Annotated in this window: 21 protein-coding genes and 1 pseudogene; 12 read left to right on the top strand and 10 right to left on the bottom strand. The window is 57.6% G+C overall.

Going from position 1 to position 19059, the window contains the following annotated elements:
- From Q0O05_RS07080 to cho, 3 genes are all read right to left on the bottom strand, one after another.
- Positions 1 to 674: TauD/TfdA family dioxygenase (locus Q0O05_RS07080; RefSeq protein WP_293661590.1), on the bottom strand; the 674-nt coding region annotated here is incomplete at its 3' end.
- A gap of 26 nt (positions 675 to 700) precedes the next feature.
- The gene (locus Q0O05_RS07075; RefSeq protein ID WP_293661588.1) at positions 701 to 1453 is read right to left on the bottom strand and encodes a YiiX/YebB-like N1pC/P60 family cysteine hydrolase; all 753 of its coding nucleotides are present in this window, start codon (positions 1451 to 1453) and stop codon (positions 701 to 703) included.
- The gene (cho, locus tag Q0O05_RS07070) at positions 1450 to 2328 is read right to left on the bottom strand and encodes an excinuclease Cho (protein WP_293661586.1); all 879 of its coding nucleotides are present in this window, start codon (positions 2326 to 2328) and stop codon (positions 1450 to 1452) included. The genes Q0O05_RS07075 and cho overlap by 4 nt, the downstream gene beginning before the upstream one ends.
- Before the next feature lie 183 nt (positions 2329 to 2511).
- Between cho and Q0O05_RS07065 the strand changes: the two genes are divergently transcribed.
- A complete protein-coding gene (locus Q0O05_RS07065; RefSeq protein ID WP_293661584.1) occupies positions 2512 to 2790 on the top strand; it encodes a cupin domain-containing protein in 279 nt (92 codons plus the stop codon).
- A 117-nt stretch (positions 2791 to 2907) separates the two neighbouring features.
- Here Q0O05_RS07065 and Q0O05_RS07060 read toward each other — a convergent pair whose 3' ends face one another.
- Together Q0O05_RS07060 and Q0O05_RS07055 are read right to left on the bottom strand one after the other, a co-directional pair.
- The gene (locus Q0O05_RS07060; RefSeq protein WP_293661582.1) at positions 2908 to 3885 is read right to left on the bottom strand and encodes a tripartite tricarboxylate transporter substrate binding protein; all 978 of its coding nucleotides are present in this window, start codon (positions 3883 to 3885) and stop codon (positions 2908 to 2910) included.
- Positions 3886 to 3923: 38 nt separating this feature from the next.
- Positions 3924 to 4679, bottom strand: a complete 756-nt coding sequence (locus tag Q0O05_RS07055) for an alpha/beta hydrolase (RefSeq protein WP_293661580.1) — start codon at positions 4677 to 4679, stop codon at positions 3924 to 3926.
- A gap of 170 nt (positions 4680 to 4849) precedes the next feature.
- Here Q0O05_RS07055 and Q0O05_RS07050 point away from each other — a divergent pair, with 170 nt between their 5' ends.
- The gene (locus Q0O05_RS07050; protein WP_293661578.1) at positions 4850 to 5002 is read left to right on the top strand and encodes a hypothetical protein; all 153 of its coding nucleotides are present in this window, start codon (positions 4850 to 4852) and stop codon (positions 5000 to 5002) included.
- Positions 5003 to 5352: 350 nt separating this feature from the next.
- Here Q0O05_RS07050 and Q0O05_RS11910 read toward each other — a convergent pair whose 3' ends face one another.
- The 3 genes from Q0O05_RS11910 to Q0O05_RS07040 are packed head-to-tail and all read right to left on the bottom strand — an operon-like array spanning position 5353 to position 7124.
- The gene (locus Q0O05_RS11910) at positions 5353 to 5538 is read right to left on the bottom strand and encodes a DnaJ domain-containing protein (protein WP_108402358.1); all 186 of its coding nucleotides are present in this window, start codon (positions 5536 to 5538) and stop codon (positions 5353 to 5355) included.
- 50 nt (positions 5539 to 5588) lie between these two features.
- Positions 5589 to 6191, bottom strand: a complete 603-nt coding sequence (locus Q0O05_RS07045; RefSeq protein ID WP_108402357.1) for a TIGR02444 family protein — start codon at positions 6189 to 6191, stop codon at positions 5589 to 5591.
- Between the two features lie 21 nt (positions 6192 to 6212).
- Complete coding sequence (locus Q0O05_RS07040; protein WP_293661573.1) at positions 6213 to 7124, bottom strand: LysR family transcriptional regulator; 912 nt, start codon at positions 7122 to 7124, stop codon at positions 6213 to 6215.
- A gap of 323 nt (positions 7125 to 7447) precedes the next feature.
- Between Q0O05_RS07040 and Q0O05_RS07035 the strand changes: the two genes are divergently transcribed.
- The 10 genes from Q0O05_RS07035 to Q0O05_RS06990 all read left to right on the top strand — a co-directional run bounded on the left by Q0O05_RS07035 (position 7448) and on the right by Q0O05_RS06990 (position 18157).
- Positions 7448 to 8281 (top strand): tripartite tricarboxylate transporter substrate binding protein, encoded by an 834-nt coding sequence (locus tag Q0O05_RS07035; RefSeq protein ID WP_293661571.1) that lies wholly within the window; start codon positions 7448 to 7450, stop codon positions 8279 to 8281.
- Between the two features lie 141 nt (positions 8282 to 8422).
- Positions 8423 to 9880 (top strand): UbiD family decarboxylase, encoded by a 1458-nt coding sequence (locus Q0O05_RS07030; protein WP_293661569.1) that lies wholly within the window; start codon positions 8423 to 8425, stop codon positions 9878 to 9880.
- 13 nt (positions 9881 to 9893) lie between these two features.
- Positions 9894 to 10472 (top strand): UbiX family flavin prenyltransferase, encoded by a 579-nt coding sequence (locus Q0O05_RS07025; RefSeq protein WP_293661567.1) that lies wholly within the window; start codon positions 9894 to 9896, stop codon positions 10470 to 10472.
- Between the two features lie 71 nt (positions 10473 to 10543).
- Positions 10544 to 11743 carry an amino acid ABC transporter substrate-binding protein gene (locus Q0O05_RS07020; RefSeq protein WP_293661565.1) on the top strand — a complete coding sequence of 400 codons (1200 nt, stop codon included), beginning with the start codon at positions 10544 to 10546 and terminating at the stop codon, positions 11741 to 11743.
- Between the two features lie 12 nt (positions 11744 to 11755).
- Complete coding sequence (locus tag Q0O05_RS07015) at positions 11756 to 12622, top strand: branched-chain amino acid ABC transporter permease (RefSeq protein ID WP_293661563.1); 867 nt, start codon at positions 11756 to 11758, stop codon at positions 12620 to 12622.
- Entirely contained in the window at positions 12619 to 14409 is a 1791-nt protein-coding gene (locus Q0O05_RS07010) for a branched-chain amino acid ABC transporter ATP-binding protein/permease (protein WP_293661561.1), read from the top strand. Before Q0O05_RS07015 ends, Q0O05_RS07010 begins: the two co-directional genes overlap by 4 nt.
- Positions 14403 to 15107, top strand: coding sequence for an ABC transporter ATP-binding protein (locus Q0O05_RS07005; protein ID WP_293661559.1), 705 nt, complete (start codon positions 14403 to 14405; stop codon positions 15105 to 15107). The genes Q0O05_RS07010 and Q0O05_RS07005 overlap by 7 nt, the downstream gene beginning before the upstream one ends.
- 16 nt (positions 15108 to 15123) lie before the next feature.
- Positions 15124 to 15897 (top strand): fatty acid hydroxylase family protein, encoded by a 774-nt coding sequence (locus Q0O05_RS07000; protein ID WP_293661557.1) that lies wholly within the window; start codon positions 15124 to 15126, stop codon positions 15895 to 15897.
- Positions 15898 to 15907: 10 nt separating this feature from the next.
- Positions 15908 to 16690 (top strand): glucose 1-dehydrogenase, encoded by a 783-nt coding sequence (locus Q0O05_RS06995; protein ID WP_293661555.1) that lies wholly within the window; start codon positions 15908 to 15910, stop codon positions 16688 to 16690.
- Between the two features lie 9 nt (positions 16691 to 16699).
- Complete coding sequence (locus tag Q0O05_RS06990) at positions 16700 to 18157, top strand: aldehyde dehydrogenase family protein (protein ID WP_293661554.1); 1458 nt, start codon at positions 16700 to 16702, stop codon at positions 18155 to 18157.
- Positions 18158 to 18399: 242 nt separating this feature from the next.
- Here the strand turns inward: Q0O05_RS06990 and Q0O05_RS06985 are convergent.
- Positions 18400 to 18660 (bottom strand): annotated as a pseudogene (locus Q0O05_RS06985) (IS3 family transposase); the annotation flags it as partial.
- An 18-nt stretch (positions 18661 to 18678) separates the two neighbouring features.
- The coding region (locus Q0O05_RS06980; RefSeq protein WP_293661553.1) for an IS30 family transposase at positions 18679 to 19059 on the bottom strand (381 nt) is incomplete at its 5' end.

The following is a 19059-nucleotide window of genomic DNA, read 5'->3' as shown; positions in this document are numbered from 1 at the left end:
GCCACAAAAAATTCAGGGTGATTGCCAAAAATCGGGCAGCGGTAAAACGGCGGCTGAGACGGGTCTTGCGTGCCCTGGTAACTGTGAAAAAACGGCTGCTGCAAGACCACCATCAGGTCCGGGCGCAAGCGCTGCACCTCGCGGCACAGCTGCATGGAGCTGATCACTTTGCTCGTGCCGCCGCTTTTGGCGGTGCGCCTACACAAGAGACCCACCACATCGCAGGAGTCCTGGTGAAAGTCCAGGCCGGCGTTGGTGTTGTAACCGCGCCCGCCCTTGGCCTTGTAGTCACCGCCCTCGTCACGCACATCATTCATCACCTGACTGGCGCGGTTTTGCGTGCGCCCCACCCCCATGTAAAGACCCATGCCCCAGTAAGCCAGCCGGGTATCACTTTCACTCCAACGCTCCACCGGAAAACCTTTGACAAGGCACATGCCGAAACCGGTTTGCGTGGTGGCAATGGCGCGCGCCAAGGCAGCGCGCGAGGCATCGCTCAGCGGAAAGTCGGCCTGCGCCATTTCCAGCAGCGGCTTGTTCAGGCGTCTGGCGTACTCTAGGGCCTGCTCAAAGCCCTCGACCTCGGCGGCGCTCAGGCGCTGAATCCAGGATGCGTCCTGAAGAAGATCTTGAGCGGTCCAGGCTTTGGGCGCGATTTTGTTTGCAGTTTGCATGAGTTCTTCTGAGGGGTGTCCGGGCATTATTGCGCCCACTCCAAATCACGAAAGTTAAAACCGCACTCGACCGTGGGTTTGACGATGGCGAAGTACGGCGACACGTCATAGTCCCGGGGGGTCAGCAAGCTGAAGTGTTTGGGCTTGAAGGACATGGGTTCAAACCAAGCACCCTGAGCAGATGACTGGGCCTGGCGTTTTTCTAAAGACAGTATGGGGTAGTGAATACTTTCAAAGGCCTGCGCTATCAGCGTGGAGCAAATTGCGCGTGTGGGGTCCCCGCTGCCCAAAGCCAGCAACCTGCGCCTGTAGCGCGTGGGTACCGGCGGTGTGGGAAATAAGTACCTGGCCAAGTCAAACACATTGCGCAGGTCGTATTGATGTCCTATTTTTGCAATTGCCGCCTGAACCACCGTGTTGCGCTCTTGCGGCGTCAGGCCAATCGGTCTGCAGATGCGGGTGTGCAAGTGGGCAAATTTTTCCAGCCCGATGCTGCGCACACCCTGCACGGTGTCAGCATCCACCAGGCAGTGGCCTTGCGGCATGCCGGGCGCAGCATCCACACCCACGTAAAGTGCCGCATGCGACCAGGTCGACTGGGTCAGGTATTTGATAGCGCCACTGAGCCGGGTGTTGCCCTCGACCAGCAAAACATCACCCGCTTGCAAAATGGCTTGCAGGTGCAAGGGGTTCGAGGGCGGCGCCGTGCCATCGATCTCAAGCTCTTTGCTCAGGTAGGTCGCCAACCATTTGCCAACAGATTGCGCCACTCGGTTCATACAGTCTCCCCCTGGTTGGTTGGGCCAAGCAGCGTGATGTGCGCACTGCCGCTAAGCACCGGGCGGCACAAGATTTTGTAGCCGTCCGCATCAAAACCCGCGGCCATCTCGTCCAGCGAGCTGGCCTGGCTCAGATCGCTCACACTGCCAAGATAACACCAGTTGCGAACCACATGCACTTGACAAAGGTCCTCAAAACGCTCGGTTAAGCCTATGGCCCCCGGGTAAGGCCAGCAGGCCACACGCAAACCCTCCAGGCTGGAAAAGAGGCGCTGGCCGTGCGCCTCTGCGCTTTCATCACCCCGGCAAACACCTGCACACAGCGCGATGCTGGCGCGAAAACAGGCGCGTCCCTCCTTCAGCTTTTCCAGCCCCAGTGCGCCATAGCAAAGCCGGTGCTGGTCAGCCAGTTGATGCAAGCCCTCTATGGCCGCATGGCGGCTGGCGTACAAGCCATACAGGGATGGTTCGGTGGCGAAATTGACGTCTTTTGAATAGACGACTTCAAGCTGATCATGCGCCCAGCGCCAAGAGCAGAGCTGCCGGTTGCGCCGCAGTTTCTGGTTGAGCAGGGGCTGCTGCTGCTTGATCAGACTGGCCTCCAGCAAGAGCGCCCCGATCTCGCCGGCCGTGCGGATGTGGCTGATACGCCGCGTCTGCCTTAGCAAATTGGCTTCGTCAGGGTTGCGCAGGTGCGATAGCACCCGACTGCGCAGGTTGACGCTCTTGCCGATGTACAGCGGTAGCGCGCCCTCTTCCCCATGAAAAATATAAACACCCGGCGCAGAAGGAAGCCCGGTTGCCATGTCACGCAAGCGTGCAGAGTGATCAAGAGGAGTCGGCAGGTCCAAGTCCGGATAGCGCTGGGCGGGCATGCCGGGAGTTTACTTTTTTAAATGGGTTGCAAGCCATCACTCAGGAAGACCCGATCTTTCGCTCAATAGGCATCGCCTGTTCAGATCCTTGATTTCATTGTTGGATTACTGATTGGGAAATGTCAAAATCAAGCTGCGCAACGCCAGCGAATTTCTACAACACCTACTCAATGGAGCCTGCCCATGACCACGATGACCATGGCTGAATTTACAAAGCAATCACTGGAAGAAGGATTCGACGAGGTATTGATTCGTACGTGGCCGGCCAACCAGCAATTGGATACGCACACACACCCTTTTGATGCCAGCGTAGTGGTGATGAAAGGCAGCTACAGCCTGACAATAGGAGATCAGGTGCGGCACTTGGACGCGGGCGACAGCTTCAGGCTGGCCCGAAACGTGGCGCATGCAGAAACCTACGGCCCTGAGGGCGCCACCATTTGGGTGGCCAGAGCCAACTGAGTTTCTGCGACAGAATTCACAAGAGGACCGGCCCTGCCATGATCAACATAGCCGGACCATTCACCCACTTGATGCGCTCTAAGTCATCATGCAGATCAGCTGTTTGACGGGGCAAAGTCAATCCGCCTTGGCGCCCGAGGTTTTGACCACCTTGGCCATGCGCTCGAAATCCTGCCGGAGCAGTTGCGCAAAAGCCTCCGGCGCCATGCTGCCGGGCTCGATGCCCTGCTTGTGCAGGCGCTCGATGATATCGGCACGCTTGACCAGTTTGCCCACTTCGGCGTTGAGCTTGTTGACGATCTCAGTCGGTGTTCCCGCCGGTGCAAGCAGACCGAACCAGCTGTCGAACACATAGCCCGGCAACGCAGCAGAGATGGGTTCTACACCGGGCACGAAGGGGGAGGCTTTTTCAGAGGTCACGGCCAGTAGTCGCACGCGGGAATCCTTGGCAAAAGGCAACGCAACGTTGTTGGCATTGATCATGACGTGTGAGCGCCCGGAGAGGACTTCGGTCATGGCTTCACCAGCACCCTTGGTTGGAATGTTCACAATATCGAGCCCAGCCATGCCATTGAAATAGGCCATGGACAGATGGGTGGCGCTGCCGGCACCTGCAGTCGCATAGTTGAGCTGGCCGGGTCGGGCCTTGGCGTAGGCCACAAATTCAGCCACGTTTTTGACCGGAACACTGGCGTTGACGACCATGATGTAACTGGTATTTCCAACGTAGGCGGCACCGACGAAATCTTTGACCGGATCATAGTTCAGCTTGGAAAAGAGCGTGCCATTGATGTTGTGGCTGGCCGCTGCCAGAACCAGCGTGTAGCCGTCAGGTGCTGACTTGGCTACAAAGTTGGCCGCCACAGTTCCACCCGCTCCAGCGCGGTTCTCGACGATCACGGGCTGACCCAGTGCCGCACCCAACTCGTTCGATATTGAACGCGCCAGCGTGTCCTGTACACCACCGGCCGAAAACGGAATCACGATCTTGATGGGTTTGACCGGCCAGGGATCGGCAGCCTGCGCCGCCATGGCCAGCAGAGCAGCACCCGCTGCCAGAAGTTTTCGGGCCCATGAATCAAGCGATGCGTTCATTGCAAATCTCCTTTGAATGTGTTGACTGTCTATTTACTTCATGCCGGGTCATTGAGAAACGTTTCTAATGCGGCCACATAAGCCCCCGTTTGTGTCTGAGGCAAGAAGTGTCCACCCTGCATTTCGATCAAACGGGCCTTTGAAAGCCTGCGTGCCAGGTCGCGCGAATGCGCAAGGGGAACAATAGCATCATCAATGGCGCCAAGCACCAGCACCGGCGCGCTGATAGCGCTCAGCTCGTCAGCCCGGTCAAAACTCAGCAGCATGTTGATGCGCGCCAAAGCGGTTGTCAGATCGCCCTCGGTGTTGGCGTCAAAGTTAATAGGTGTATCGCCAGCCAGCCGGGCCTCGTACCATTCAGCCGGATAGCCCAACAGTTTGGCCATGGCGCTGTAAGCGGCAAAGCCGGCGCGTTCCAGCACCACACGCCGGACATCGAATAAGTCGCGAAATCGCCGGTCCGGCCGTGCCCAGGTAGCACTGAGCACCACGCGATCCACCCGCTCAGGGTGGTCCAGCGCCAGCACCTGCGCCACCAGACCGCCCGTGGAATGTCCGACAAAATGCGCCGAGGCCAGCCCCAGATGATCCAGCAGTAGGAGTACTTCGCTGGCAATGTGCTCGATGCTGTGCACCTTGCATGCCGGGCTTCGACCCATGCCGGGGTGATCAAAGGTGATGCACATCTGGTGACGGGAGAGGCGCTCCATCACAGGCTGCCAGAAGGACCCCAGCCCACCCAGACCCGCCATCAGCACCACTGGATGCCCGCTACCTTGAACCTCGAAATGCATGAAAGTCAACCCGGTCGAACATGTTCGTAAGTGCGTAAGGGAAGTCTCGTGCTCACCCGCACCGCAGTAAAAAAAGTATAGGCCTTCAGCTTGCAGGCTCAACAGGTAAATACCCTGTTGAGCCCGCCCAGGGCCACAAAGCTGGCCTCGTGTGGTTTCAAGAAGCACCAATGAGCAAGCCCAATAGGTTAGATGAGAAAATGCTGGGGCGAATGATGGCTTTGACGCTTAGAAGAAGACATGAAAATGAAGATGGACATCCAGAATTTTCAAGTGCCAGCAGGCCAAGCAACTTATTTAAAAAGCAAAAAGCCCAACCATGAGGGGTTGGGCTTTTTGCTTGATTCAGTTGGGGTGGCTGATGGGGCTCGAACCCAATCGGGAGGGGCGCTTGGGGGAATGTCGGGGCTTGCAAGTCCTTGATTTCATTGGTATTTACATTTTTTCAAGCCCCGTTATTCCCCGGATTCCTCCCCGAATTCCTCCCCAAAGTAGCCCAGTCTTTTATAAGAGTTGGGCCGCAGTTCGGCGTCAAGAAAAAAAGCTCAACCGCATCGAAAAAAAGTGCGCAGCGTCAAGCTGTACCTGCTGATGTCAAAGGGCCATGCCTGCAAACTTTGCTTGGCCAGGGCCTGTGACCTGCGGCCGTGGCTCTAGCAGAGTCGCCGTAAAGTCAAGAGCCCTCATGGCGCCGAGCGATGAACTCGTAAGCCGCATGAATTTGTTTAGATTTCCGCTCTGCCATCTCTTTAAATTCGGGGGCGAGCTTAGAGACTTTGTCCGAGTGGTACTGCCAAATTTTTTTCTTGTAGGCGGCCTTGATTTCGTCGAATTCTGCTGAACTCGATATTTCGAGCACTTCAAACGTTACAAATTAAGGAGTGCGGTTTAGCTTTTTTATTTGCAGCTTCAATCTTTCGAGTCCCAGCTGATTTCGTCGGCCTCAGCATGTTGCAAACCCTCCGCTTCGCCAACCAGTAGCTCTGCGGCGATACGCACATCAGGCACTTCCAAGGTCCCAAGCAAATGGCCATTCATTTGTGCAAAGTGTGCAAGCACGCACTGCAGAGTATGTTCGAAACCACGCAAGTGCATATCTTGAGATTCATTGGCGTTTGGCAAGCACACGATCTGCCTGTCCAGGTAGGCAATGGCCACCTGCTCGGCGCTCAATTCCGTGATCTTCACCTGCTCGCGTACCCAGTTATTAAGTTCTGATCCAACCTCATGTACGCCTAATTTCATAGCTTGGCGGATTTGTCGCAGTGGTAGCACCACCTGCTCCCGCCAAGCTTTTAGACCCTTATCGGCGTTTGCCAGGGCTTCAGGGCTCAGGGCGCGGTGGCCGTGGGTCGCGTACAGCGCGAATATGAGCACGCAAACATCCAACCCGATGCGTGATTGCAGTTCCAAGCAGGCTGATGAGACGCCTTGACGTCGGTATAGCGTTTGGGCATATCGCCACAACGAGGTGTCTAGCTCAACCGGACGCGACGGGGTGAGTGGGGTCATAGGGACTCCTTTAAGCAGACATCAAGGTGTAGTGGTGTTTTGAGCAACTTTGGATTGGGCGTGCTGCTCAAGCAAAGTTATGAATGCGGCTGCCGCGGGGCTGAGTGGACGCAGCGGGTGAGTCACGCAAACTACCTGCCTTGTCAGCGGAGGGTCTACCAGCGTGTGCGCGCGAAGGCTGCCGTCATGCAGCCGACTACGAATAGCTATTCGCGGTAAAAGCGCGGCATAGGTGTCCATCTCCACCAGTTGCAACAATGCGTTAATAGAGTCCACTTCCAGTGCTGGAGCTAGAGCGATGCCCTCTGCTTGAGTGATACTGTCCAGAATATCCCGTAACCCGTGTAAGCGCGTAGGCAATGCCAACTTCAGCTCCACCACTTCGCGAGTAAATAGGATATCAGCCAGCGGTGGGTGCTTGTGACCTGTGACCAGAACAAAGTCCTCGCTCAGCAAAGGGTGGCTTTTGAGTGCCAACTGGCGCCTCGGCTGATTGATGATTGCAGCATCCAGTTGCCCTTCTGTGACTGCCTTGCACAACATAGGTGAATAGCCTTCGCTGAGAGCAAGTGTGACTCTCGGGTGAGCCTGGGAGAACTCTTTCAGCACCTTAGCCAAAAGGTCCTGCGCCACGCTGGCGATGAGCCCAATTGACACATGGCCACTAAGCTCACCATCTGTCTGCATCAGTTGGTCACGTGCCTGTGCGAATTCAGCCAGCAAAGGGCGAAACAACTTGTACATCAGATGGCCGGCCGGGGCAGGCGCCAGTCCCCGTGTGTTGCGATGAAACAGCTGTTGGCCGATCTCGCTTTCCAACTTGGTCAGCTGCATGCTCAGCGCCGGTTGCACCACATTCATGCGGCTGGCTGCCCGAGTCATGGACCCCTCCTCATATAGCGCGAGAAAGTATTGGATTTGTCGGAGTTGCATTGAAATTTTTGAACTATTTGCGTGAATTTAACATCAGAATTTATGATTAATGCGATCAGTATATATTAGTGGACATGATGTAAATTGATTCTTAGAATTTCTTCGATACAACAGTCTGTCCCTTCAAGAGGGTAAGACGACAACGAGGAGAAAAGATGAAGCGGTTTAGTTCGCCCAGCCCCCAGGGGCTCGGGATAGTCCTACTGGCAGGCATACTGTTAATGTCCAATGCACTGGCTCAGGGTCCCGCTGTGTCAGCCGCTTTCCCAAGTAAGCCGGTACGCATCGTCGTCCCCTATCCTCCGGGAGGATTTAACGACACCTTGGGACGTCTTGCGGCCAACCAGTTGAGCAAACTGTGGAAGCAACCGGTGGTGGTAGATAACAAGCCCGGTGGGGGTACGGTGATAGGTACCCAGGCCGTGGCCACCGCGGCCCCGGATGGGTACACCCTGCTTGTGATCCAGTTCCCATTTGCAGCCAATCCCTGGCTTTACAAATCCTTGCCTTATGACAGCGAGAAAGCTTTTGCACCAGTGGTGCTGGCCGGTCGTTCGCCAATGTTGCTGGTTACCAATGCTCGCTCCCAGTTGAAAACCCTGGGAGATGTGCTGTCAAAAGCTCGGGCGCGCCCTGACGCTTTGAACTACGGCTCATCAGGGGCTGGTTCGTCCAACCACTTAGCTATGGCTTACTTCGAGGAGATGGCCGGCGTGCAGCTAATGCAGGTCCCCTATAAAGGCAGTACTCCGCTGCTGACCGATCTAGCAGGCGGGCAGCTTGATCTAGCGTTCGATGCTTTGCCACATGTGCTGCCCTTCATTCAGTCGGGCAAGGTCCGACCGATTGCGATCGCCAACGCAAAGCGCTCGCCGCTGATGCCTGAGATTCCTACGGTGAGCGAGGCTGGCCTGCGGAATTACGAGGTGTCTTCTTGGCATGGGTTTGTGGTGCCCTCGGGTGTGCCAGCTGAGGTGGTCGAGCGTCTGAACCGGGACCTCAATACCGTGCTGGCTATGCCTGAAGTCCAAAGGATCTTCGAACAACAAGGCGTGGTGCCCGACGGGGGCAGTCCTGCGCAATTCAAAGCCTTCATCGACGCACAGATGGCATTGTGGAAGAAGATCGTCGTACAAGGCCGAATCACGGCCGAGTGATGTTCTAGCCCGTACCTCCAGCCGCCAAACACGCTGATGCCTAAGGGTGGCCCCATCCTAGCGGAAGCCTGCGCGATTTTGGAAGTTCGTTGGGCGTGTTTCTAACTAAATGTAGATCTCATGTTGAGAAAGCCTGATGCCATGAACAAGCAAACCCCCACTGCCGCCCCCTTCCGCGACCTGCGCGAATGGCTGGCCCATCTGGAGTCCACCGGTCGACTTGCAGTGCTACGCGAGGGCGTGCCCTTGACGCATCGATTGGCTGCGATAGCCAAAAAGTTGGATGGCCGACAAGCTGCTTTCTTTCCCGCTGCGGGTGGTGGCACTGTGCCGGTTGTATCAGGAATCATGTCGCAGCGCAGTTGGATCGCAGAGGCCTTGGGCGTGTCTGAAACAGGCTTATTGGCGCGCTTTCGACAGGCCGCGGAAAAGCCACTGCCCTGCCAAGAGGTGAGTGCTGCGCAAGCACCTTGCCAGCAAGTCGTGCACCTTGGCGCGGATGTGCTCAAGCTCTTGCCTGTACCTACCCACAGCGAGCACGACAACGGCCCTTACATCACCGCAGGGCTGGTGATTGCGCGCAACCCAGTCACAGGTGTGCAGAACGTCTCGATCAACCGTATTCAAGTGCACTCGGGCACGCACATGGCCATCTTGATGTTGCCCCGCCACCTGTTGGCTTTTTATAAAGAGGCCGAATCGCGTCAGCAAGCGCTGGAGGTGGCGGTGGTGATCGGTGTGGACCCGCTAACGTTGCTGGCCTCGCAGGCGATTGCCCCCATCGACTGTGATGAGCTGGAGATTGCGGGTGCGCTGCATGGCGCGCCGCTGCCCGTGGTGAAGTGCCAAACAAATGGCGTGCATGTGCCAGCCAACAGCGAGATCGTGATCGAAGGCAGGCTGCTCCCAGGGGTACGCGAGCTTGAAGGGCCGTTCGGTGAATTCCCCAAGTACTACAGCGCTCGTGAGCGCCGCGAGGTCATCGAGGTCGATGCCATCACGCACCGCAAACAACCCATTTATCACACCATCGTGCCCGCAGAAAAAGAGCACCTGCTCCTTGGTTCCATCCCGCGTGAGGCGACCTTGCTGGCCCACCTGCAGCGCAGTTTCCCCAATGTGTTGGACGTGCACTTGTCGGTCGGCGGTGTGGGTCGCTACCACCTGTTCGTCAAGATCCGCAAGGCCCACGAGGGGCAGCCCAAGAACGTGATTTGCGCAGCCTTCGGTGCGCACTACGACATCAAGCAGGTGATCGTGGTGGATGACGATGTCGATGTGCATGAGCCGCAGCAAGTTGAGTGGGCTGTGGCCACGCGCTTCCAAGCCGACCGCGATTTGGTGGTGATCCCTGGTGCGCAAGGCTCGGTGCTGGATCCGTCCACCACGGTGGGTCAGCATTTTGCTGATGGCGAGGCCCCGCCAACTCACCTCCAAGGGCTGAGCGCAAAGATGGGGATAGACGCAACCCGTCCGGTGGTCTACCACGAGCATGTGTTTACCAAGGTACGCATTCCTGGAGAGGCCGAGATCGAGCTTGCTAATGAGGTGCGTGTGGGTGTGCGCATCAACTGGCAAACAGGAACTTTGCAGTCTTGAGCCCATCACAGAAATGCGCTTGATCGTGGCCATCACTGGTGCCAGCGGCGCCATCTATGGTGTGCGCTTGCTAGAACAGTTGCGCGTTTTGCCTGAGTGGGAAACCCACCTGATCATTTCCAATTCAGGCGTGCTGACGGCTTCCATGGAGCTGGGCATCAAACGCGCTGACATCGAAGCCTTGGCTGATGTTGTGCACAGCGTTAAGGACATTGGTGCCGCAGTCTCCAGTGGCTCGTTTCGGACGGCTGGGATGGTGATCGCCCCGTGCTCGATGAAGACGCTCGCAGAGATCGCCAATGGTCTGGCCGATAACCTCATCAGCCGCGCAGCCGATGTGGCGCTCAAAGAGCGCCGCCGCCTGGTGCTGCTGGCCCGCGAGACACCGCTTAACTTGGCGCACCTGCGCAACATGACTGCTGTGACCGAGATGGGCGGCATTGTGTGTCCGCCGGTGCCCGCCTTTTACACCCGCCCGAATTCGCTGGACGACATCGTCAACCACACAGTAGGCCGCGTGCTCGACCTCTTTGACATCGACCACCGCGACTTGGTGCAACGCTGGCAGGGCCTAAACGGCTCAACGCCATGAAGCCACGTTGATCGAAGCCTGATTTCTGACCAATGACATCCCTAATCGATTTAACAACGAGGAGACAAGCAATGAAGACACTCAGCCACCTGATAATGGGCGCTGCAGCGCTGGCCACTTACCTACCTGCGCATGCCGCACAGGGCTCGTGCACAGAGCCCATCGTCTTTGGAACCACCATTTCCGAAACCGGCCCTTTCTCCACACTGGCCGACCGCTGGCGCAAGATGACCGAGGTGTTCGCTGAAGAAGTGAACAAGTCTGGCGGTATCGCCGTTAAGGCGTGCAACAAAAAACTGCCACTCAAATTCGTCATCTATGACGACCAGAGCGTGCCGGCTACAGCCGTGGCACTGTTCGAGAAGATGGCCACCGTGGACAAGGTGGACTTCTTTGTTGGACCCGACTGGTCGTCGCTGGGCGGCCCGGTGCCGCCTGTGGCTGACAAGCACAAGATCCCCATGGTGATGGCCAACGTGGCAACACCCTCGGTTTACGACCGCGGCCTGAAGTACATATGGGGCACACCCTTCCCAGTGGTGCCCAATTGGTCGACACGTTATTTCGAGATGTTGACCACCGTCAGCCCCAAGCCGCGGACGATCTTCTTCATCACCCACGACAATCCAGTGATGAAAGGCATTTCGGCAACTTGGAGCAAGAAGGCCGAAGAGCAGGGCTTGAAGGTGCTGGGCAACGAGACGTTCTCTGCCGAGCTCAAGGACTTCACCGCATTGATCGCCAAGGTACGAGCGGCCAAGGCTGACATCATTTACATCAGCTCGTTTGACAACGCCTCGGTACCTTTGGTGCAGCAAATGCGCCAGCTCAAGGTGCGCGCCATGGATGTGCACCACACCATGTTGACCGGCTCCCTGAGCCGACAGGTTGGCAAAGACATCGAGGGCATGACCGGCGAGTTGAGCTGGTACCCCGGCATCAAAGGCGCTTACAGCGATCTGGTGGAGACGGTGATGAAGCGCTCCGATGTGTCGATGTTTGACTACATCTGGACCCTAGGCCGACTCACCTCTTACCTGGCCATGATCCAGGGCATTGAGAAAGCCGGCGCGGTTGACCGTGAGAAGGTCAAAGAAGCGCTCTTCAAGTCCACCATCAAGTCTCCCGCGGGTGATGTGAGTTTCGACGAGCGCGGCTTCCCCAACACCGGCGCTTTCACCGTGCAGATGAACGGTGGCAAGGTCAATGTGGTGTGGCCGCCCGAGGTTGCGACGGGCAAGCTGGTCTGGCCTTCGCCAAGCTGGCAGTAAGCGAGCATCACAATGGAAGTCCTGCTTCAAGTCCTGATCGGCGGGACCTTGCTCGGCGGTCTGTACGCGCTGGTCGCGTTCGGGTTGTCGCTGATCTACGGTGTCGTCCGCATTCTCAACTTTGCGCACGGAACCCTGCTGGCTGTCAGCGGCGTGCTTGCCAGTCTGGTCTTTGCCAGCTGGCAGTTGCACCCACTGCTGATCGCAGCACTCCTCGCGCCACTGATGTTCGCCTGCGCCTACGCTTACTACCATGTGTTGCTGCGCCCCTTAACTCGGCGTAGCCACTTTGAGGCCACGGTGGGTACGGTGCTGGTCACGGTGGGCACGCTGATGATTCTGTCGGATTTGACGGCGATGGCTGCTGGGGCTACGCAGCGCAACATCCCTGTGCGGCTAGAGGCTCTGGAGTTTGGTGACATCGTGGTCTCCACCACGCAGTTGCTGATTCTTTTGGGCATTGCCTTGCTGACCGCAATGATGCATGTGATCCTTAAGCGCACGTGGTTCGGTCGAGCGGTGCGTGCAGTCACCCAAGAACCTGTGGGCGCCGAAATTTGCGGTGTGCAGAGCACGCGCCTGAAGGCCTTGACCTTCGCCTTCGGTTCAGCCACGGTGGCCATCGCTGCGGTGCTGTATGTGCTGTCGTTTCCGGTGGATCCCTACATGGGCTTTGGACTGACGGTTAAAGCTTTCACCATCATTGTGGTGGGTGGCGTCGGGAACTTACCCGGTGCCTTGCTGGCTGGCATCTTCTTAGGTGTCGCCGAAGGCTTAACAGGGCTTTACTGGAAGCCTGAATGGGCGCCAGCATTGAGCGTCATCCTGATGCTTCTGATTTTGGTGGCATACCCCAAAGGCGTGAGAGCGAAGACATGAGCAAGAGCTTGAACGCAGTCACTGGTTGGGCACTGGGCACCTTCGGCGTGGCAGCACTGGCCAGCCTGCCGTTCCTGGGCAATGCTTACCTGACCACCATCGGGTTCACGGTGTTGATTGCCTACATTTTGGGTCAAAGCTGGGACTGGGTCGCTGGTGAGATGGGCTACGTGAACCTGGGGCACTACTGCTTTTACGGCATTGGGGCTTATGCCTTTGCCATCTTGCTTGTGGGCAATTGGCCGCTGTGGGTGGCCATCGGCTTTGCGGTTGTGGTCACGGCCTTGGCTGCGCTGGTGATTTCGGTGCCGCTTTTTCGATTGCAAGGTGACTATTTCGCCTTCGCCACATTGGCTCTGCTGCCACTCATGGAGGTGCTGGCTTACAACCTGACACCGATCACCAACGGTGCTGACGGCATCGTGCTGCCAGTGGCGCAGGTGCTGCAGCCGGCTTACCTGATTGCGCTTGGTGTGTGCGTGCTGACGTTCATGGTCACCTTGCGCATCAACGCCTCACGTTTTGGGTATGCCCTCAAGAGCATCCGTAACGACGAGCAAGTGGCCGAAACCGTGGGTGTGCACATCGCACCCATCAAGCGACGTGTGTTGGTGCTGAGTGCTGCTTTTGGTGCGGTAGCAGGTGCAGTGCAAGCTTGGCAGATGAGTTACATCGACCCAGCCACGGTTTTTGGTCTGAACGTGGCGCTGGTGCCGGTGGCGATGGTGCTCTTCGCTGGTTCCGGCTTGCGCTGGGGTCCGGTGGTTGGCGTGCTGGTGCTCGCAACCTTGCAGCAGTGGCTGCTGGTCAACGTCAAGGGTTTCCAAGCCACGCTGTATGGGCTGATTGTGCTGCTCATCGGGCGCTTCATGCCCGGCGGTTTTCTGCGCGCGCGTTGGGTAAAGAAGGTGCCGCTGCTACGCGCTCTGGCGCGTGAGCACCATGAGTACATGGGTGAGACCGCCACTGCAGCGCAGACTTCTGCCGCATCGAAGGAGCTGCCACTGCCGCGCTACGCCGCGCTAGGAAGTACGCCGCTCATCCAGCTCGAGAACGTGCGCATGCAGTTTGGCGGCAATGTGGCGGTCAAAGATGTGAGCTTGCAGATTCAGTCAGGCGAAATCGTTGGCTTGATCGGCCCCAATGGCTCGGGCAAGACAACCTTGTTTAACTGCATCTCGCGGGTTTACACCCCCACCGAAGGCCGCGTGTTGTTTGCAGGGCAAGACCTCAAAGGTTGCAGCCGTGACCAAATCGCCCGTCTGGGTGTGGGTCGCACGTACCAGATCCCGCGTCCCTTTGGCGACCTCACGGTGCAAGAGAACATCGCTATTCCGCTGATGTTCAATGAGCAGCCGCTGTCCCCACGCGACGCGATGCGAGAGGCCCGTGTCTTCATCGAGTACGCCGAGCTGGGGCATCGTCTGCGTGAACGTGCCGACGGTTTATCGGTGCAGGAGAAGAAGGCTCTGGAATTTGCACGTGCGCTTGCCTGCAAGCCCCGCCTGCTGTTGGTGGATGAGGTGGCCTCAGGACTCACGCCTGGAGAGGTGCAACGCTTTGTCGATCACATCCGCCATGTGCGCGACCGCTACGGCATGACCGTGATCTGGGTTGAGCATATTTTCTCGGCGCTGGAGAAGGTGGTGGATCGTGTGATCGCGCTGGAGGAAGGCACCTTGATTGCGGACGGCCCGCTGGCCGATGTGGTGCGTAACGAGCGGGTGCTCAGCACCTACCTGGGCTCAGCTGCCCCTAAGGCTAAGGCAGGAGAACACACATGCTGAGCTTAAAGAACTTGAGTGTGAACCACGGGCCGCTCACGGCGCTGTGGGATGTGTCTCTGGATGTGAGGCGCGGTGAGAAAGTGGGGCTCCTGGGTGCTAACGGCGCAGGTAAATCCACCACCATGGGCGCCATTGTAGGCCTGTACCCCAAAGCCAGGGGCACCATCACCTACAACGGGCAGGTACTGGAGCGTCCATCAACCGCACAAACTGTGGCGGGTGGGATTGCAATGGTACCCGAGGGTCGCCGCTTGTTTGCCGCGATGAGCGTACTGGAGAACCTCGAGATGGGGGTGTATGCCGTGGCCAATCGCAAGGATATGGCGGTTTCGTTGGCGCGGGTCTATGAGCTGTTTCCGATCCTGCGCGAGAAGGCCACACAAAACGCCGGTGAACTCAGTGGAGGCCAGCAGCAGATGGTGGCGATAGGTCGCGCACTGATGTCTCGTCCGCGTCTGTTGCTGCTGGACGAGCCATTCATTGGCGTGGCCCCCAAGCTGATTGATGAGATTTTGTCTGCACTTCACAGCATCGCTGTTGAAGGCGTGACCATGATTTTGGTGGAGCAAAACACCCACCGTGCGCTGGACTTCGTCGATCGTGCCTATGTGATCGAAAACGGTCACACAGTGCTGGAAGGCAGCCGCGAACAATTGCTGGCTGATCCCACCTTTGCCTCCAAGTTTCTTGGACTTTAAATACAGGAGTTTTGTCATGAACCGAGAGCAGGAAATTGTTGCCCGTTCCCACGCGTTTCGAGAGGAATACCGTGAGAACACGCCGGGCTGGTACCGCGGTGAAATGCATTTGGCATTTACCTTGTGTTTTACGGTTGGGGCCATCGTGTACTGTGCCAGCCAACTGGCGTCAACTCGCTGGCAGGAGTGGGTGTTCGTGATGATGCCCATGTTCCTGTTCGGCAATTGGGCCGAGTGGGCAGCGCATCGCTATTTGTTGCACAGCCCCAAGAGCATTCTGAAGTCAGCTTACAAGCGGCATGTGGGGACCCACCACCAGTTCTTCTCGCACAAGACCCTGGATTACCACGGCCAGCGCGATTGGCGTGCTTTGCTGTTCCCGCCTTTTGCGCCCGTCTTGTTCGTCTTCGCTGCATTGCCCTTAGCGCTTGTGCTTGCTGCACTTTGGTCGGTTAACGCCGGTTACATCGCGATGATCAGCATGGCTGGCTACTTTCTCATGTACGAAGGCTTACACACCCTGTCGCATCTCGAGCATCCGTTGCTGGACCGTTTGCCCCTGGTCAACACCGTCAGGCGCATGCATGTCCTGCACCACAACCCGGATTTCATGCACACCCGAAATTTCAACCTCACCTTCCCAATTTGCGATGCGCTGTTTGGCACCAGCGATTTGAAAAGTGGCGTTATCGGAACGCTGTTCAACGGCATGTCGGACGCACAGCGCAAGGATGAAGACAAGCGCACATTGGCTGCACAGCAGCTTGAACGCAGTACCTCACACCAATAAGGAATCCGAGATGACTGAGCCTTTGAATCAAAGTGCCAATGCACTGGCCAACCGTGTAGCCATCGTCACGGGCGCTGCCCAGGGGATTGGGGCGCGTTATGCCCAAGCCCTGGCTGCTGCAGGTGCGGCTGTGGTTTGTGCCGACGTTGTGCCTAGCCAGGCCACGGCCGCGACCATCAAGGCCGCTGGCGGGCAAGCCTTGGATGTGCGTGTGGATGTGACGTCATCGGAGTCTGCTCGCGCCATGGCCGAAGCTGCCATGCGTGCGTTTGGGCGTATCGACATCCTGGTGAACAACGCCGGCATTTTCACCAACCTGGCACTCAAACCGATGGATCAAATCGACAGCGCTGAGTGGGACAAGGTGATGGCCGTCAATGTTCGAGGCCCCTTCGAGTGCAGCAAGGCTGTGCTGCCCGCCATGCGTGCGCAGGGCTACGGCAAAATCATCAACATCGCCTCAGGCACTGTCTTCAAGGGCGCGCCGATGTTGTTGCACTACGTAAGCTCCAAGGGCGCGGTGGTGGCCATGACCCGCAGCATGGCGCGTGAGTTGGGCGATGCAGGCATCCGGGTCAACACGCTGGCCCCTGGCCTGACCGCCAGTGAAAACACAGTGGCCAACCCGGCTTGGCAAGGCGCGGTGAGTGCCAACAACATTGCCAGCCGCGCCATCAAACGAGAGGTGACACCCGAAGACCTGTGCGGCACCGTGCTGTACTTAGCCAGTCCCGCCAGCGACTTCGTGACCGGTCAGGTCGTGGTGGTTGATGGCGGTTCCGTGATGCATTGAGGACATGAGATGACCCCCCAAGCGCTTAATCTGATCGACAATGAATGGCAGCCCGCGCAAAGCGGACAGTTCGAGGACAGTGTGAACCCGGCCGATGGCCGTGTGATTGGCCGCTACGCAGCCAGTGATGGTGCAGATGCCGAAGCTGCAATCGCAGCTGCACGCCGGGCTTTCGAGCGCCCCGACTGGGCGCAGTCACCGAGGCTGCGCCAGATGGTGATGCTCAAGTGGGCCGATCGGCTCGAAGCGCACGCCGAGGAGCTCGCGCATTTGTTGACGCTGGAAAACGGCAAGGTGCTGGAGCAGTCGCGCGGAGAAATAGCAGGTGCCATCTCCGAAATCCGTTACTACGCTGGTCTGACCCGATTCATCCCTGGCCATGTTTTTGAAGTTGAACCAGGTGTCTTCTCCACGCTGCTCAAGGAGCCTGCTGGCGTGGCTGGCATCATCGTTCCGTGGAATTCGCCGGTGGTGCTTCTGATTCGCTCACTCACCCCAGCCCTGGCTGCTGGCTGCACGACGATCATCAAGCCGGCGCCACAAACCGCGCTGATTACTGCCGCTGTTTTGACTGACCTGCAATCTGTAGCTCAGCTGCCTCGAGGGGTGCTTAACTTGGTGAGCGAGTGTGGCCATGCGGTAGCGCAGGCGCTGACCACCTCCCCCGATGTTGATGTGATCAGCTTTACAGGCTCGAACGCTACCGGCCAGCGCATCATGGCTGCCGCCGCGCCAACGATGAAAAAACTCTCACTTGAACTGGGTGGTAAATCTTGCTGCCTAGTGTTTGATGATGTGGATGTATCACGAATTGCGCCGCAATTGGCAGCGGCTGCCACCATCATTTCTGGTCAGCAGTGCACCGCCGCGCGCCGTGTGCTGGTTCATGCCTCACGATACGCCGAAATGAAGGTCGCGTTAAGCCAGGCACTTCAGGCCCTGGTGGTGGCTCCTGGCCTGGCCTCAGGCGCACAGGTTGGTCCTTTGATTGATGCGCCATCACACCAGCGAGTGAGCCAGGCGATTGCGCAAGCCACCGATTTGGCTGACGAGGTCATCCTGCGGGGTGGCCGTCCAGATGGGCTACCAGCCAGTGGCCACTTTATGACTCCAACGCTGGTGGCACACCGTGACACCAGCGCTTTCTTCGTTCAAGAGGAAATCTTTGGCCCCTTTGTGGTGCTGGAGCAATTTGAAGATGAACAGGATGCCGTCAAGCGTGCCAACCACTCCGATTACGGCCTGTCGGCCAGTGTTTGGACCCAAGACGGCGCACGCCAGATGCGGGTGGCCCGTGCACTACGCAACGGCACGGTCTGGCTCAATGAGCACAACAAGCTGTTTGCTGAAGCCGAGACTGGCGGCTACCGCCGCAGCGGCCTGGGGCGCCTGCACGGCTACGACGCGTTGATTGACTTCATGGAGATCAAGCACATCTACCAAAACGCTGGTGTAGTCGCACTCTGATTCTGGCTAAGGCCTGTGAATTGGCCTGGTATCGGTATTCATCTTGCCAAACAGCCCCGCGGGCAGCTGTGCTGCGGGGCATTACCCCCACCGATTACCGTCGCAAGGTCAATCTTTTTGACCTGCCAGCCGACAAAGCGCCCTTAATCTGAGTTCAAAGTTACCAGACGATTTGGATGCTTTTCCAACTGGCTGGTCCAAGACCAGACCTGTGGGCTGCTGCCGGTCTCGTAGACACCGACCTAAGCTTCTCGAGCTTTTTCAAACTCTAACGGACTGACGTATCCGAGCGTCGAATGACGGCGCACGGGGTTGTAGAACCGCTCGATGTAATCAAACACGTCGGCACGGGCCTAGGCTCGGGTGCGGTACACCTTTCTGGCCGTCTTCTCCGCCTTCAATGAACTGAAGAAGCTTTCCACCGTCGAGTTGTCCCAGACCTCGCCAGCACGGCTCATGCTGCAGGTAATACCCTGTTCCCGCAGCAGTTCCTGGAAGTGCTCGTGGTGTATTGGGTGCATTCAACCGGTCGATGCAACACTTGCTGCGAGTCTAGCGCTAGGCGTTTCATAGTTCAGCGTCTTACGCGGGCGATTATTCAAACGCAAAGCAATTGCATCAAGTTGAATCTGGTCGAATGGCGAGAGGTCGGTTCCTTTGCGGAAGTATTGGCGCAGCAGACCATTCGTGTTTTCGTTCGTACCGCGCTGCCATGGACTTTGAGGATCACAGAAGTAGACACTGACATCTGTAGCCACAGTGAATCGTTTGTGTTGCGCCAGCTCAGTGCCACGATCCCAAGTTAAGGTGGACATCAATCCCTCTGGCAATGTCTTGACCTGCCGAACCAAAGCGCTCACCACGCTGCTCGTGTCCTTCCCTGTGACATGCACCAACATGAC

It is taken from the genome of Rhodoferax sp. OV413 (assembly GCF_945881795.1).
Lineage (GTDB): Bacteria > Pseudomonadota > Gammaproteobacteria > Burkholderiales > Burkholderiaceae_C > Allorhodoferax.
The sequence above is the reverse complement of the archived record's forward strand: the minus strand, read 5'-3'. Positions and strand labels throughout refer to the sequence as shown.

Bases quoted from the DNA above. Each gene is read 5' to 3' on its own strand.
- Q0O05_RS07075 (WP_293661588.1), bottom strand. From the start codon at position 1,453: ATGAACCGAGTGGCGCAATCTGTTGGCAAATGGTTGGCGACCTACCTG.
- cho (WP_293661586.1), bottom strand. From the start codon at position 2,328: ATGCCCGCCCAGCGCTATCCGGACTTGGACCTGCCGACTCCTCTTGAT.
- Q0O05_RS07065 (WP_293661584.1), top strand. From the start codon at position 2,512: ATGACCACGATGACCATGGCTGAATTTACAAAGCAATCACTGGAAGAA.
- Q0O05_RS07060 (WP_293661582.1), bottom strand. From the start codon at position 3,885: ATGAACGCATCGCTTGATTCATGGGCCCGAAAACTTCTGGCAGCGGGT.
- Q0O05_RS07055 (WP_293661580.1), bottom strand. From the start codon at position 4,679: ATGCATTTCGAGGTTCAAGGTAGCGGGCATCCAGTGGTGCTGATGGCG.
- Q0O05_RS07050 (WP_293661578.1), top strand. From the start codon at position 4,850: ATGAGCAAGCCCAATAGGTTAGATGAGAAAATGCTGGGGCGAATGATG.
- Q0O05_RS07045 (WP_108402357.1), bottom strand. From the start codon at position 6,191: ATGACCCCACTCACCCCGTCGCGTCCGGTTGAGCTAGACACCTCGTTG.
- Q0O05_RS07040 (WP_293661573.1), bottom strand. From the start codon at position 7,124: ATGCAACTCCGACAAATCCAATACTTTCTCGCGCTATATGAGGAGGGG.
- Q0O05_RS07030 (WP_293661569.1), top strand. From the start codon at position 8,423: ATGAACAAGCAAACCCCCACTGCCGCCCCCTTCCGCGACCTGCGCGAA.
- Q0O05_RS07025 (WP_293661567.1), top strand. From the start codon at position 9,894: ATGCGCTTGATCGTGGCCATCACTGGTGCCAGCGGCGCCATCTATGGT.
- Q0O05_RS07020 (WP_293661565.1), top strand. From the start codon at position 10,544: ATGAAGACACTCAGCCACCTGATAATGGGCGCTGCAGCGCTGGCCACT.
- Q0O05_RS07015 (WP_293661563.1), top strand. From the start codon at position 11,756: ATGGAAGTCCTGCTTCAAGTCCTGATCGGCGGGACCTTGCTCGGCGGT.
- Q0O05_RS07010 (WP_293661561.1), top strand. From the start codon at position 12,619: ATGAGCAAGAGCTTGAACGCAGTCACTGGTTGGGCACTGGGCACCTTC.
- Q0O05_RS07005 (WP_293661559.1), top strand. From the start codon at position 14,403: ATGCTGAGCTTAAAGAACTTGAGTGTGAACCACGGGCCGCTCACGGCG.
- Q0O05_RS07000 (WP_293661557.1), top strand. From the start codon at position 15,124: ATGAACCGAGAGCAGGAAATTGTTGCCCGTTCCCACGCGTTTCGAGAG.
- Q0O05_RS06995 (WP_293661555.1), top strand. From the start codon at position 15,908: ATGACTGAGCCTTTGAATCAAAGTGCCAATGCACTGGCCAACCGTGTA.
- Q0O05_RS06990 (WP_293661554.1), top strand. From the start codon at position 16,700: ATGACCCCCCAAGCGCTTAATCTGATCGACAATGAATGGCAGCCCGCG.